Origin of the sequence: Rhodococcus sp. IEGM 1241 (assembly GCF_033142365.1) — a bacterium.
Classification (GTDB): domain Bacteria; phylum Actinomycetota; class Actinomycetes; order Mycobacteriales; family Mycobacteriaceae; genus Rhodococcus_F; species Rhodococcus_F erythropolis.
Genome location: NZ_JAWLSE010000020.1, coordinates 1 through 14,422, shown reverse-complemented (window position 1 = coordinate 14,422; position 14,422 = coordinate 1). Strand labels below are relative to the sequence as shown.

14 protein-coding genes are annotated in these 14,422 nt (G+C 60.7%); all 14 read left to right on the top strand.

Annotation, left to right across the window (positions count from 1 at the left end; genetic code table 11):
• Positions 1-692 precede the first annotated feature (692 nt).
• The 14 genes from R4P70_RS31170 to R4P70_RS31105 all read left to right on the top strand — a co-directional run bounded on the left by R4P70_RS31170 (position 693) and on the right by R4P70_RS31105 (position 14,323).
• Complete coding sequence (locus R4P70_RS31170) at positions 693-1,202, top strand: hypothetical protein (protein WP_211919429.1); 510 nt, start codon at positions 693-695, stop codon at positions 1,200-1,202.
• A gap of 5 nt (positions 1,203-1,207) precedes the next feature.
• Complete coding sequence (locus tag R4P70_RS31165) at positions 1,208-1,915, top strand: SAF domain-containing protein (RefSeq protein ID WP_021334456.1); 708 nt, start codon at positions 1,208-1,210, stop codon at positions 1,913-1,915.
• A gap of 4 nt (positions 1,916-1,919) precedes the next feature.
• Positions 1,920-2,768 carry a hypothetical protein gene (locus tag R4P70_RS31160; RefSeq protein WP_021334457.1) on the top strand — a complete coding sequence of 283 codons (849 nt, stop codon included), beginning with the start codon at positions 1,920-1,922 and terminating at the stop codon, positions 2,766-2,768.
• Entirely contained in the window at positions 2,765-4,453 is a 1,689-nt protein-coding gene (locus tag R4P70_RS31155) for a CpaF family protein (RefSeq protein ID WP_211919431.1), read from the top strand. The genes R4P70_RS31160 and R4P70_RS31155 overlap by 4 nt, the downstream gene beginning before the upstream one ends.
• Positions 4,454-4,455: 2 nt before the next feature.
• Positions 4,456-5,343 carry a type II secretion system F family protein gene (locus R4P70_RS31150; protein WP_021334460.1) on the top strand — a complete coding sequence of 296 codons (888 nt, stop codon included), beginning with the start codon at positions 4,456-4,458 and terminating at the stop codon, positions 5,341-5,343.
• Entirely contained in the window at positions 5,340-6,245 is a 906-nt protein-coding gene (locus R4P70_RS31145) for a type II secretion system F family protein (RefSeq protein ID WP_021334461.1), read from the top strand. The genes R4P70_RS31150 and R4P70_RS31145 overlap by 4 nt, the downstream gene beginning before the upstream one ends.
• Positions 6,246-6,480: 235 nt before the next feature.
• Positions 6,481-6,714 (top strand): hypothetical protein, encoded by a 234-nt coding sequence (locus R4P70_RS31140; protein WP_021334462.1) that lies wholly within the window; start codon positions 6,481-6,483, stop codon positions 6,712-6,714.
• Positions 6,715-6,843: 129 nt separating this feature from the next.
• Complete coding sequence (locus R4P70_RS31135; RefSeq protein WP_021334463.1) at positions 6,844-6,990, top strand: hypothetical protein; 147 nt, start codon at positions 6,844-6,846, stop codon at positions 6,988-6,990.
• A gap of 27 nt (positions 6,991-7,017) precedes the next feature.
• Positions 7,018-7,443, top strand: a complete 426-nt coding sequence (locus R4P70_RS31130; RefSeq protein WP_021334464.1) for a TadE family protein — start codon at positions 7,018-7,020, stop codon at positions 7,441-7,443.
• A gap of 235 nt (positions 7,444-7,678) precedes the next feature.
• Complete coding sequence (locus R4P70_RS31125) at positions 7,679-8,296, top strand: TadE/TadG family type IV pilus assembly protein (RefSeq protein WP_021334466.1); 618 nt, start codon at positions 7,679-7,681, stop codon at positions 8,294-8,296.
• Entirely contained in the window at positions 8,293-8,748 is a 456-nt protein-coding gene (locus tag R4P70_RS31120; protein WP_211919433.1) for a TadE/TadG family type IV pilus assembly protein, read from the top strand. Before R4P70_RS31125 ends, R4P70_RS31120 begins: the two co-directional genes overlap by 4 nt.
• A gap of 97 nt (positions 8,749-8,845) precedes the next feature.
• Positions 8,846-12,601, top strand: coding sequence for a LysM peptidoglycan-binding domain-containing protein (locus R4P70_RS31115; protein WP_021334468.1), 3,756 nt, complete (start codon positions 8,846-8,848; stop codon positions 12,599-12,601).
• 119 nt (positions 12,602-12,720) lie between these two features.
• Positions 12,721-13,341, top strand: a complete 621-nt coding sequence (locus R4P70_RS31110; protein ID WP_021334469.1) for a hypothetical protein — start codon at positions 12,721-12,723, stop codon at positions 13,339-13,341.
• A gap of 472 nt (positions 13,342-13,813) precedes the next feature.
• Positions 13,814-14,323 (top strand): hypothetical protein, encoded by a 510-nt coding sequence (locus tag R4P70_RS31105; protein WP_134771765.1) that lies wholly within the window; start codon positions 13,814-13,816, stop codon positions 14,321-14,323.
• Positions 14,324-14,422: the final 99 nt, after the last annotated feature.

The following is a 14,422-nucleotide window of genomic DNA, read 5'->3' as shown; positions in this document are numbered from 1 at the left end:
GGTGGGTATGCGGTGGCTCGGCGGGGTGGGATCCGCGCGCCGCGATTGGGGTCTCGATTGGGCGTGCGTCGGCATGTTCTCGGCGTCCGGGACCAACAAATGTCAGGGTCGACGTTTCGTCGACTCGTGAACAGGCGTCATCTCGGCTCCGACCGGGCCGGGAGCTGAGACCGACCGACTTGGGACTGAAGTCCCTTTCTGTGCCAATTCGTTTGCGGTTGTATAAGTTTCAACAACATTCTGAGGCGTCCAGTCGCCGCTATGTCGGGTCATCGACGGGCTGAATTCCGGCGACAGGGCCTCAATCGACGCCCTATCGGAGTATGTGTGACGGATGTTACACAGGCAGTGGAAACCCCGTTCTACCACCGAATTGCGGGTTGTTTGCGTTTCCGTACGAACCGCGCCGTTTATTTGCCCCTGTCAGATAACTGCAGGTCAGATTAGGGTTCTTGCGATGGTTTACCCGCTTTGCCGCGTTCTTCCTATTTTGAGCGGGTAACTGACGTGTTCGTGGTGTATCTACCCGCCGCTATACCTAGTCGTGTGGCACAAGGTCAGGGCCACGCGCCACACGGCCGAAGCGATAGGCGGATACAGATGATTGTGCATTCAGGAGACGTTCACATGTCTCAGCGGCAACCTGAGCGTCTTTCTGTGCGCGCCTACGGAATCAGTCGCGGGGGAGTGCGATGAGCTCTCCACGGGCCACTGAGCCGACACTCTCACAAGGGCTCCCCGGGATGCGTCGCCGCCACGAATCCCTCGAAGCCGATTTCGCTACACCGGCGGGCGTTGCGAGCACACCCTCACCAACTCCGGACGACGACGACCTCAACGATCCCGTCGTGTCCTCGAATGTCCACCTGCCCACTGCAATTGCGGCGCAGTTGGCCCAAGCTCGAACGGAACGTCGTCTGACCAACGGCGAATTCATCATCTGGGCGATCGAAGCGACACTCGATGGCCTCAACGAGTTCATCCATCCTGGCGGCGTAGTCGGTGGACGACTCTTCAAAGCCAGGGGAGTGGGATCGACATCGCCGGCAAAAGTCCCCACCACGCCGGTGGCCTATTCCCTTCGCGCCTCCGACTTCGACGTGCTCGACGAACTGAAGAAGTCCTTCGCCGCCCGATCTCGAAGTCAACTCATCAGTGCGGCACTGACCGCGCACTTCCAGCATGAGACCGAAAAGGACTGAAACCCATGGTTTTCGAAAAACTCCGCACGACAGCAAAGTCCAAAGCCATCGGGGAAGACGTCGATCCGGACAACCCGACCACTCGACGCGGTTCAGACTTCACCGCAACGTCGAGAACGAAAGTTCGGCGCCGCCCGATCTTCCTCGCAGCAGGCATCGCATTGGTCGTCGTCTTCGTCATCGGAGCTGTCGCCCTGGTCAACGGAATGCGTCAAGTGACGAATGTACTGGTGGTCTCGCATGACATCGCCCAAGGCCAGCAGATCACCTCGCAAGACCTCACCACCAAACAGGTGAACGCTGACGCTGGAATCGCCTCCGTCGCAGTGGAAGACAAAGCCTCCGTCGTCGGCCAGGCAGCGGCCGTGCCGATCCCCAGCGGCACCGTTCTGAACCCCAACGCAGTGACCACAGCTGTCATCCCCGGCAAAGGGCTGACCCTCGTGGGTGTCACCGTGAGCTACGCGAAACTACCCGCCGAGCCGCTCCGGGCCGGCGACCAGGTCCGCATCGTCGACACGCCCCGCGACCAGGATGATTCCCCAGTTCAGGGCCCGATAACCAGCAAAGCCCAGGTCGTTTCGACCAGGTTGATTCCGGAAACGTCGGAAACCACCGTCGACGTTCTGGTACAGGCGGACGAAGCCTCCTGGGTATCGGCGCGAGCAGCGACACGGCGCGTTGCCATCGTGCTCGACACCAGAGAGAAGTAGTTCGATGTTCGTCGTACTCGCGTCGGCAACCGGCGCTCCTGGCGTCTCGACAACCGCCCTTGGGCTTGCATTAAGTTGCGAGAGCGGCGGCGTTCTCTATGTCGAAGCCGATCCCGTCGGTGGATCGCCCTTGCACAGCGGCTATTTCAAGTCCTCCCGAGAATCCGCACTCGCTCGCGGCCGCCGATCACTGATCAACCTGGTTGAACCCGCACGACATGGACAGATCGGGCAAGCATTCGGCGCCCAGACACTGAATATTCCAGAGACCAATGTCTGGGCAGTGCCAGGTCTGAGAACGGCATCTCAAGCAGATTCGATGACCTCCACGTGGGGACCGCTCGGTGCGCACCTTCGCGCGATCGATCGGAATGGAGCGACAATCATCGTCGACGCCGGCCGAATCGGACATCGTTCGGGACCACATGACCTGATGGTGCAATCCGACCTGATCCTGGTAGTCACGCGCACGAGCGCAACAGCTCTCGGGTCGCTCAAGGGCGTACTGGACCAGCTGCGCGGCCAGCTCCGAGCGATTCGGTCACCCGCTGCACTCGGGCTCGTGATGATCGACGACAAGTACTACGGAGCCGCCGAGATCGCAAAGTCGTTCGGTGTCGATGTCGCCTTCACTCTCCCCGATTCCCCGAAACACGCGAAAATTTTCTCAGAAGGTCACCAGCTCACCAAGTTCCAGAGAACCCAGTCCCGATACCTGCGGAATCTCGAAGGTGCATGGCCGAAGATGCAGACCTACGTCGAAGAACATCGGCCCGAATGGGTGAATCCGTCTCGGAATCAAACACTCCCGAGCAACCTGTCAACCCGTGAAGCCCTTGGAGAGTCGTCATGACAGACCGCAACGAACAAGACCCGGCACGCGTTCCACTCTGGTTGGTACTGAACGAGGTCGACGAAGCCGACGCCTTGACGATCGACCAGCACTCGGCCCCACCGGTTGCGCCAGGGTCCCACGAAAACGCTGAGGCTCACCCACTCGGCGCGTCAAGCCCCCATCCCCAGCATCGTAGTAACAGTGCCGCGGCCAACCTCCTCAGCGCCGCAGGTCACGGCAATGCCGCCCCTGTCTCGGCCGAGCAACCCTGGCATGCTCCTCCCATCCCGAAGAACACTGCGAAGCCGATCGATTCCGCAATGAATGCTGTTGCGTACCGGCGTCTGGTGCGCAAGCTCGTCGACGAAGCCTCACAAGAGCTCACGTCAATCGTCTCCGAGCGAAAAGCAGACGTCGCCTCCGAGGACGCCCCCGACAGCCTCCTTCCGTACACCAAAGACGAAGAGCAGGCCAAGGGTCGCGACATCATCGCTGACAAGGTCAAACGCCACATAGCCGTCGGAATCGAAAGGGGCTCCGGCGCAATCGATCCAGGCGAAGAGGCGCAACTCGCACAGGACGTCTACAACACCATTTTCGGGCTCGGCCCCCTTCAGGTCCTCGTCGACGACCCGAGCATCGAAAACATTCTCCTCACAGGCACCAGCGTGCTGGTCATGTATCCGGACGGGCGTATCCAGAAGCGCCCCAACATCTTCGACTCCGACGAAGAACTCATCGACTGGTTGATCAACCTCGGTCAACGCGCTGAAGGCGGGGGACGCACATTCGCAGTCAACAATCCGCATCTGCGACTGAACCTTCCCGGCAACATCCGCCTCTCCGCGATGGCATGGACCGTGCCTGAACCTCACGTCGCGATCCGCCTGCACCGGCTCAAAGACATCACACTCGACACCCTCGTCGGATACAAAGTCATGCCCGACCTCCTCTCCCAACTGCTCACCGCGATGGTTATCGGCGGAGCATCCATCGTCACGTCAGGACCCATGGGTTCGGGTAAGACAACGCTGACCAGAGCGCTCGCGAACGCCTTGCCGGTCGAAACTCGAATCGGAACAGCCGAAACCGAACGAGAACTGTTCCTCCACGACATGCCCGGCCGTAAAGGTTTCGTCGTGCCGGCCGAGGTGATCAACGGCGGTGGGGAACGAGACTCGACGACAAACGAATTCAAAGGCGGCACAGACCTGTCCGCCATTCTCTACGCGTTCGTGCGCATGCACCTCGAACGAGTAATCGTCGGTGAGGTAGCAGGCAAAGAGATCATCGCGATGTTCAAAGCGATGCAGATGGCCAAAGGCTCTCTCTCCACCACCCACGCAGACGACGCAAAAGGCGCGATCAACCGCCTGGTCACCGTGGCCCTCGAAGCAGGCGTCACCGAACGTTATGCCATCCGACAGGTCGCCGCCCACATCAACCTGATCATCCAGCTCGATACGTCCTACTCCGTCAACGACGCCGGTGAACGCGTCCATACCCGCTACATCAGTGAGGTCATTTGGATCGAGCCGGGGGAGGAGGGCATGCCGGCAGTATCCACGGTCTATCAAGGCCGCCCCGGCGGCACCGGAGAATACGGAACCCTGCCCCCCAAACTTCGCCGCAAAGTCATCGAAGGTGGGTTCCCCGAACACCTGATCCCGCTCCACTCACTGGAATTCGAGGAAGGACACTAACCATGTACACCCTGATGGCAGTTCTCCTCGTCCTTCTACTTCTGGGCGCTCTCACACTGATCTACCACGGCTGGAAGGACCGCAGAGACCCCACAGCCCCCCAGAAACACCGCCGAACCCCCATCCGCATCAGCCGAAAGTATCGCCTCCTCATCATCGCCGGCACCCTCGTCGGCGCGCTGACCTGGATGGTGAGCGGATGGTTCATCGCACTACCCATCAGCCCCATCGCATTCGTCGCTCTGCCTTACCTTCTCGGCAAACCAGCAGCCGAAGGGGAAATCGCCAGACTCAACGCCATGGAAGAGTGGGTGAGAAACCTCAGCGGCGTACTTGCTGTAGGAACGGGCATCGAGCAAGCAATCATCGCCACCCACAAAGCGATGCCAGAAGCCCTCACCGACGAAATCAGCCGACTGATCCAGAGGCTCCGCACCAACACACCGATCAACGACGCACTCCGAAGCTTCGCAACAGACCTCGACGACGCCACCGGCGACCTCATCGTGGGATCACTCATCCAAAGTGCCGCCATCCGTGGATCCGGACTCACCGCAGTCCTCGACCGACTCTCCCGGTCAGTGGCCGAAGACGTCAGGAACCGCCGAGCAGTCGAAGCGGCACGCAAAGGTAGCCGCACCACTGCTCGATGGGTCACCATCATCACGATCGGTTTCATCACAGGCCTCTTCGTTCTCACCGACTACATGGCCTTCTACAAAACACCAGCAGGACAACTGATCTTCGTCGTCGAAATAGCCGCCTTCATCGGATGTCTCCTCTGGATGAAGAAGCTCGTACAACCACCGAAACTCCCGCGATTCCTCGGAACCACCCGCAAAGCGGCGAACGAGAAAAGCGAGAGCTTCATCGAGGGAGTTCTGTCATGACATTTCAGATCCAAGCCGCCCTGTTGGCGGTAGTTCTCTGTGTCGGACTCATCTGCCTGTTCCTGCGTTTCGCACCAGCACAAGCATCTCTGTCCGAAGTGCTCGACAACCTCGGCGCCCACCGCTCCACCGACAAACCCGCCGACATCAACGTCGACGAATCCGTTCGAGGAAAAGTGGGAAGGCGAGTACTCCCGTACACCGCAGACTCCACGATCCTCAAAATTCCTCGATCAGATCTCGCGATCCTCAAAATCGAGGTTCCATACTTTCTTGGAGACAAGGTTCTTTCTGCGCTCCTCGGGCTACTTTTCTTCCCCGTCGTCAATCTCATGCTCACGATCCTCGGCCGCGGGATCCCCTGGGGCATTCCCGCAATTCTCTCCCTCGCCATCGCTGCAGCGTGCTTCGTCGCCCCAGACATCGAAGTCCGGAAGAAAGCTGCCGTAGCCCGTGAGGAATTCGGCCGCTCCCTCGGCGCCTACATCGAATTCGTCGCACTCAACCGCACAGGCGGCGTCGGAGCCGTGCAGAGCCTCGAAAGAGCCGCAGCAGTGGGCGACAGCTGGGTCTTCCGTCGCCTCGACGAAGAACTCATGCGAGCTCAGCGATCCGGACAAGCGCCGTGGGACACCCTCACCCGAATCTCCGGCGAACTCGAGCTGCCCGACCTCGCCGACCTCGCCGACATCATGACGTTGACAGGCGAACAAGGAGCGTCGGTTGCCGTCACACTCAGCGCCCGCGCATCCGCACTGCGAAACGCTCAACTCTCCGACGAACTCGGCAAAGCCGGCTCCTCGACCGAGAAGATCCAAGCTCCCCTCGCGCTCATCGGAATCGTCTTCATGATCATGCTGTTCATCCCAGCCATGTCCAGCATCATTCTCGGATCGTCCTGAGGAAGAGTCCAATGGCAACTATTCAATTACCGCCCACAAGGCGCACCAGCGACCAGAGTGCGAACGCTCCACCAGCGCAAACACGCATTCTCGGCAGTACCCCCCAACAATTCCGCGCTAACCTGCAAACGCCAAGTTTCTGCCTTCTCGAAAAAATTTTCACCCAGGCGGTCACAGCGGCACACGAAACGGACCTCTTCATTAGTAGAGGGAAAAACAAACAGGAGGAACCCAGATGATCACCAATTTCGCCCACCGCGCACAGCGCGCAACCACCGTCACCACTCTCGCTGGCATCGCGATGATCACCGGATTCCTCGATCGAGCCAGCGGATCCAACCGACGACGTTCTGACCGCGGATCAATGCTCGAGTACGTCATCATCGCGGCCGGCGTGGTCACTCTCGCAATTGCAGTCGTCGCATACCTCGGACCCGTCGTCATGCGCTACCTCAACAAGATCCAGTAGCAACCCCACCAGGTGCAAGGGTGGATCGCCGCAACCCTCCTGAAACCCCAGGAACACAAACAACGCGCTCCTCCGACGATCCACCCCCACCAAAAAATCCGAGCCAGCGATGCAGAACGGAGCGAAACGATGACACTCATCAACCGCAACCGGCACAACGACAGCGGAAGCATCCTGCGCCTATGGATCATGTCCGCAGCAGTCTGCCTCATCGCGATCCTCGTCCTCATCCAGCTAGGCCCAACAGTTCAGCGTTACCTCGCGACCATCGTCTGAACACACACCAACGAAGGAGGGGCGATCATGCGGCCACCCACAGCAACACCACTCGCACGCTTGAAGTCTCGGCTCGGCAACGACCGCGGTGGCGTTCTGGAAACCGTCATTATCTGGCCCGTCGTCCTCCTACTGTTCTTCGGTGCAGTCCAAGGAGCGTTGTACTTCCACGCCCGCAACGTAGCGATGAAAGCAGGCGAAGAAGGACTCCGCCAAGCACGAACACAATTCGGCACATCGGCAGCCGGCACAGCCGCCGCCTACGGATTCATCGCACAGACCGGCGCCACCGTCCTACGTGGCCCCGCCGTCACAGTGACACGCAACCAACGTGAAGCGACAGTTCGGATTGTGGGACAACCGATCTCGCTCATCCCGTTCCTGAACCTGACCATCAACATCGATCAAAGCGCACCCGTCGAACGCATCACCAACCCAGGAGACCTCTGGTGAGCGGCCACCGCCCGGTTCCTGCCCGGACTTCGGAAACTAGCAACCTCAGCGGAGGGAAGGTCACCGCAATGACGGACTCACTCAGGAATGAACAGACCGCGGATGAGAACAGTCGCCTATCCCTCAAAGAAATAATCTGGGGGATCCTGTTCACCGGATCCATTACCGCGGCTCTCTACTTCTACAGCCCAGACGCGATAGTCACCGTAATCCTTGGAACCGGACACCCCATCCCATGAACACGACACACACGCGTCCTACGAGTGGAGAAACCCATGACGCGAATACGCAGAAACCGGCTCCTCGTGGCCACATCCCTCGCACTCTTTCTCTTAGCCCTAGGGGTAACCACCGGATTCGACCCCGACATCCTCTTCCCCTACCGCCCCATACCGTACTGAACGCACTGACCAACCTGCGCAGGCGAATACACGCCAACGACCGCGGCGCCGAAACCCTCGAACTCGTCATACTGACGCCCTTCATCCTGCTCCTCATCGGCGTCGTCATCGTCGGCGGCATGGTCACCATGGCTCACCAGAAAGTCGAACACGCAGCAGCTGAAGCATCCCGATCAGCTTCCCTCGCACGAACAATGTCCCAGGCCTTCACGAGCGCCGAGGAAGCAGCAACATCGGACCTCGCAGCAAAAGGGCTCAACTGCGTCAACCTCTCCATCAGCACCGACGCCAGCGGTTTCCGCACTCGACCCGGCGTGAGAGCCACCGTCCAAACGACCGTCACATGCGACGTCTCCCTCGATTCGCTCGGACTCGTCGGAATCAGCGGAGTCCGCACCATCCGGCACACAAGCTCCTCACCGATCGACACCTACCGAGAGCGAGTCCGATGAACACACTCATCGCGAAACTCCGCAACAAACAAGACGATCAAGGATCAATCGTCCTCTGGGCAGTCATAGGAGCATTCGCTCTACTCCTCTGCCTCGGCCTCGTTGTCGACGGCGGCGGAAAACTCCACGCCAAACAACAAGCCCAACTCGTAGCAGAAGAAGCAGCACGCGCCGCAGGCCAAGCCGTCATCACCCCACTCGCCGCACGCGGAACAGCCGTCGTCGTCAACCCCGCAACCGCCATGATCGAAGCGCAAAAGTACCTCAACGCAACCGACATCAAAGGCGTAGTCGTCCCCACCGGCCCCAACACCCTCCTGATCACCACGACAGCCCACTACACACCGAAAGTCCTCGGCCTCATAGGACTCGGAGAACAAACAGTCGTCGGAACAGCACACGTGAACCTCAACCGCACCAACACCGGCGCCGGAGCGATCGGCGCACCATGAGCGAACCCGGGACCCGGCCCCACCCCGCCCCCGCGCACCCCAGCAGCGAAGGCACCACAACTCCCACCACTTTCCGAACGAGCGAGAGGACCACGACGTGAACGTCGCCGCAGCCCGCCTCAAAGGCCTGCTCTACCTCATTGCACTCCTCGCGCTCACCGCCGGAATCCCGTTCGCGCTCTACACATTCGCCGGAAACCCCCTCGCCGGCATCACCAGCCTGACCTTCGACACCGTCAAAGAAGCACTCACCACCCAAGACGACGGAACCCTTTTCCTCTCCGCACTGACAATCATCGGCTGGATCGCCTGGGGCACCTTCACCTACTCGATCATCATCGAACTCGCTGCAGCGCTTCGCGGCGTCAAAGTCAGACGAATCAAAGGACTCCAGCTCCAACAACACTCGGCAGCGATACTCGTCAGCGGCGCACTCCTACTGATCACAGCCGGCACAGCAACAGCCACCCCCGCGGCCGACATCCTCGGACCCAACCACACCTCACCCACCTCGATCAGCGCACCCGCCTTCCTCAACGACACCCACACCCAGACCCCACAACAGAACGCCCCCTCCTGGACGAAAACACCAGCACAGACAGCTGCCGGAACAACAATCGTCACCGAATCGGGCGACACACTATGGGGCCTCGCCGAGCGGCACCTCGGAGACGGAACACGCTATCCGGAAATCCAGTCACTGAACCAAAACGCAATCCCAAACGAAGCCTGGATCGACGCAGGCCTCACGCTCACACTGCCTGCATCCCCCGAGAAGCAGCTCGACGGCGCCTACACAGTAAAGGCCGGCGACACACTGTGGGACCTCGCCGAAACGTATCTCGGTGACGGCTCCCTCTACCCCCAAATCCACGGCGCCACCGGACCACTGACTACAGACGTGATCCAGATCGGCCAACAACTCTTCCTGACGCCCACCTCAATCAGCGCAGAAGAAGCGCCGCCGGCAGCATCGCCCAACCCCGCGGAGGAATCGTCCGCACCGCAGCCCGCACCCGAACCTGCACCGCAGCAGCCCGCGCCCGAAGCTGCACCCGCGCCCGAGTTGATTCCGGACGTCGCAGAGGCCCCAACCGCATCTCCGGAGTCTCCCGCTTCGTTTGCACCGTCCGAGGCAGCAGGGGAGCAGTCACCGTTGGTGGTTCCCGATGTTCCGGAGCTACCGGCGCTGGTGCCCGGCGGCGACGAGATGGCTCAGGCCGAAGCGCGTGCTGCGGAGGAAGCTGCCGCGCGGATCTTCGGTATCGAGATCCCCGACGCTCCCGCTGCAGAGGCACCCGCGCTCCCAGCGGCAGAAGCTCCGGCGCCCGAGCCTGCCCCGCCGGTATCTGTTGACGTACCTGCCCCCAGCGAAGCGCCTGACGTCCCCCCAGCGCCAGCACCAGCACCGGACCTCAACGAGAACTCACCCCTCGCCTCCGCCCCCACCGCTCCAAGTGCAATCGACGCACCGATTTCCCAATCCGAGCAGCTCAATAGGCCGGAAATCGCACCAGAACTTACGCCAGAAGCAGCACCAGAACTAGCGCCAGAGGCCGCCGCACAACAGGCCGCACCCGCAGACACCGACAGCCCCGAAACACTCGTCCCGCTCAACACCGCCGCCCCACAAGTGCCGGAAAACACCGCAGCAACGACAGCCCTCACCTCAACCGACAACGCCCAAGACAGCAAAACCGTCATGGGACTATCCGCACTCGCCGGCATCGCGCTCCTCGCCGGCGTCGGACTCTTCCGCCGCCGACAGCAGAACCGCCGGCGCCGTGGAGAACGCATCCCGATGCCCCAGCCCTCGACCGCCCTCGTCGAACAGCAGATCCGCGACAACGCAGACCCCGCCCTCCTCGACCTCCTCGACAAAGCACTCCGCGACGTCGCCGACATCTGCCGCACCAACTCCATCCCACTGCCTGCGCTGCTCGGAGTCTTCCTCCACGACCGCAGCATCGAACTCGCGCTCGTAGACGACATCGAACTACCCGCCCCATGGCAACGCGACGCCGAGACGTCGGCCTGGACCATCACCGCCGACGACGAACTCGACCCCCCACTCACCACCGTCAGCCCCTACCCGGCCCTGGTGGAAATCGGCGAAATCGAGGGCGGATCCAGACTGCTCCTCAACCTCGAACAGCTTTCCCACCTCGGAATCGCAGCCCCCACAGTTGAAGCTCGCGACATCATCCGAGCGCTCGCAGTGTTCCTCGCCTTCTCCCCGCTCGGCGACAACCTCAAGCTCACCCTCGTGGGCACAGGCGAAGCCCTCGCGCGCCCGAACACCGACGGATCAGCACTCATCGAATACGCCCCAACCGCCGACGCAGTCCTCGAACGTCTCGCCCGCCACACACGGACCGACGCACAGGCCCTCGCGGACAACGGAATCGACGACATCGCGCAGGCCCGCATCCAATACACCGACAGCGCCATCACCAATCCCGAAATCATCCTGCTGTCCGAGCCACTGACACCCGCACAACGCGAAATCTTCGACAACATCCTCGCCAACGCACCACGAGTCGCGTTCGCCGCGGTCACCGCTGCAGACGACCCCACAGCAGACTGGACACTGACCACCACAGCAGACGGATCCGCCACACTGCGCCGCCCCGGCAAACCCGCGTTCGACCTCACACCCGCACGCATCTCCGAAGCAGAATTCGACGCAATCATCGACGTCCTCGAAACAGCAGACGCCGACCCCATCGCCGACGCCGCTTCCCAGAACGACCCATGGACAGCGGAAGCCTTCGACGACCGCATCGCAGAAGCAACATCGGTCGACGACCTCCTACCCCACCAGGCACCGACCGTCCATATCCTCGCAACAGAACCGAACTTCGACACCGCAACAACCGAATTCGACGACGACGAAGCCGACACCGAACCCCTCACCTACCTCGACCCCGCCGACGAATCATCGATCAACAACACACCAGACGCCGCAGAGAACACACCACCCCTCGCGATGGCGATCGCGCCGACACCAGACAACGCGCCCTCCGTCGACGAACACATCTGGATCCACGTCCTCGGGACCCCACGCGTGACAGCACTCAACGAAGGATCCGACGTCGGTCGACGACCTCACCTCACCGAACTCGCAGCCCTCATCGCCACCCACCCACACCCCGGAATCCGCGGACCCCAAGTGGACGAAAAGATCTGGCCCAAACAGACATACGCAAACCTCAGCCTCTCCGAACAAACCACAAAACGCACCGCCCGCCGAAACACCGCCTTCACCAGACTCCGCAACTTCCTCGGCGAAACCGCCACCGGAGACCTCGCATTCCCCAAGGTCTTCGACAACACCGGCAACACCCCATACCGCCTCGACGACACCGTCCACACCGACTGGGACATCTGGAACAACCTCATCGGAGGCCACCCCGCCACCGCCGACCACAACGAACTGACCACAGCCGTCGCCCTCGTGGAAGGAACCCCATTCACCACGAAAAAAGCACCCGCACGATACGGCTGGGCAGAAGAACTACGCCAGAACATGATCTCCGAACTCACCGACGCCATCGAAGAACTCTCAGCACGTCACCTACAAGAAGGCGACACGCGCACCGCACTCGAACTCGCACAAAAAGGCCTCGACGTCGACGAATACCACGAAGGGCTCTGGCGCCTCGCGATCATCGCAACCCACGGCAGCGACGACATCACAGCCACACAAGGCCTCATCGACACACTGCTCACCAAACTCGCAGAACTCGACGTCGACCCCAACGAGCAGACAGCTGAACTACTCCAAATACTCGACGACTTCCACGACACAACCGGCGAACGCCCCTACCGAATCACCCAGAGAGCATCCTGATGCCAACCAACAGACCCAGAGAACCCAACAACTGGACATGCGAAAGCATCACGTCCAGCCGATACGCTCCGAACAACACCGATAGGGCTCCCGAACCGGAAGCCCCGAAGGGGGAAACCATGACACACAACATCTTCCGCAAGACGGCAGCTTTGACGTTTGGACTCGTCACAGCCGCCGCCGTTGTCTCTGCTTGTGGAACGGACGGCACCGCCGATCCCGCTCCCACGTCAACACAACAGCCGATCCTCACAGGACCGGAGGGAACGCTCAAGTCACCAGAACAACAGGCAACAGAAGCAGCAACCGCGAAGATCAACGAGTTTTACGCAGTTCTCGCAAGCATCCAAAATGATCCAGCGGTTGATATCAATAAATTGGATGGTGTCGCTGTCGACCCGGTGTTGTCGGGGATCAAGGGGGACATCACGACACAGCGATCGAAGGGTGTCGTCGGTTCGGGTGCGATCACAGTTCTAGATACTTCGGTGACGAAACAGGAAGCGCCAAAGGACGCAGATGGGAACCCCATTGCTGGCGAGGCTTTCGTGGAGATGCGGACATGCGTAGATATCTCCGCACTGAGTTCGACTTTGCCTGACGGAACGAGCGCGCTAAGTCCGAATCGCGCTCCGGAGCTCGCGAAGTTCACCGTCAGAAACTCAGCATGGCCGGACGCGAGTGGCTGGCGAATTGCAAGTCAACCAACGAAGCCAGGTACATCCTGTGACTCGCCATAACTTCACCAAACATTCTACGAATCCCAAACTTTCAGCCGAATTAGGAGGTGTTCAGTTGAGCATGTCAAGAGCTTTCCGTCGCTCCTCAGCGGCGATGTTCAGTATCGTTGTTTGCATGAGCATGATGCTCGTAACTCAGTCATCGGCCTACGCGGCTCCAGGTGATTCGTGGGGCGGTGGTGCCGTCGGAGGTAATACGGTCACCGCAGGTGGCGGCTACATTTCCGTCCCCTCCGGAGGAGGTGCTTCAGGCGCGTCCCAGGGGATGCAAACAGGTGGTGGCGGAGCGGGTGGAGCAGGAGCGGGCGGCAGTGGTGGAGCAGGAGCGGGCGGCGGCGGTGCCGCTCCCGCAAATAGCGGCCCTCCGGTCCTTCAACGCAACAGCTGCAGCAACCTCCGAAACAACTGTGCCCCCGCGCCTGCTGCACCAGGAATTGATGTCCCGCCCACCCCGGTGTCCCTCGCGGAGGTGATGAACGTTGTTTCATCTGCGGTCTCGGCGTTGCAGGTTGAGCCGATCGACATCGGAATCACGCCCGAGCCGACAAGCACGGGAGAAAAAGTCGGTTTGGTCGGTTTCAATAGCTGGCTGTGGGTGAACAACCCTTCGGAGTCGACAACCGGGCCGATTAACCGCACGGTTACTACAGGAGTTGTCACCGTCAACCTGAATGCGGTGAACACAGGACTTGCAGTCAATTACGGAGATGGGTTACCGACTATCCCGCCGGTGTGCCCGGTCAATTCAATTCCGTATACCGATGTGGCGATGGATCTGCCGAGTCCAACCTGTAATCACTTCTTAGGCAAGTCTTCTCAGAGCCAGCCCGGTGGGGTTTTCCGTCCGTCGGTTAGCTCGATTTGGGTGGTGTCGTGGACGGCGATTACCCCTACGGCGAGCTTCGGCGGAACTATTCCGATCACTCCGACCGCTACCACTGAGGTTCGGGTCGGAGAAATGCAGGTGTTGGTGACAAAGTGACAGAAGAAGTGGTCGCGTAGGGGAGGAATCGTCAAATTCTGTGGATTAAGGTGTGTCAGGCGACCTCGGATACCGGCGTGTCCGGTGACGGTTCCGGGG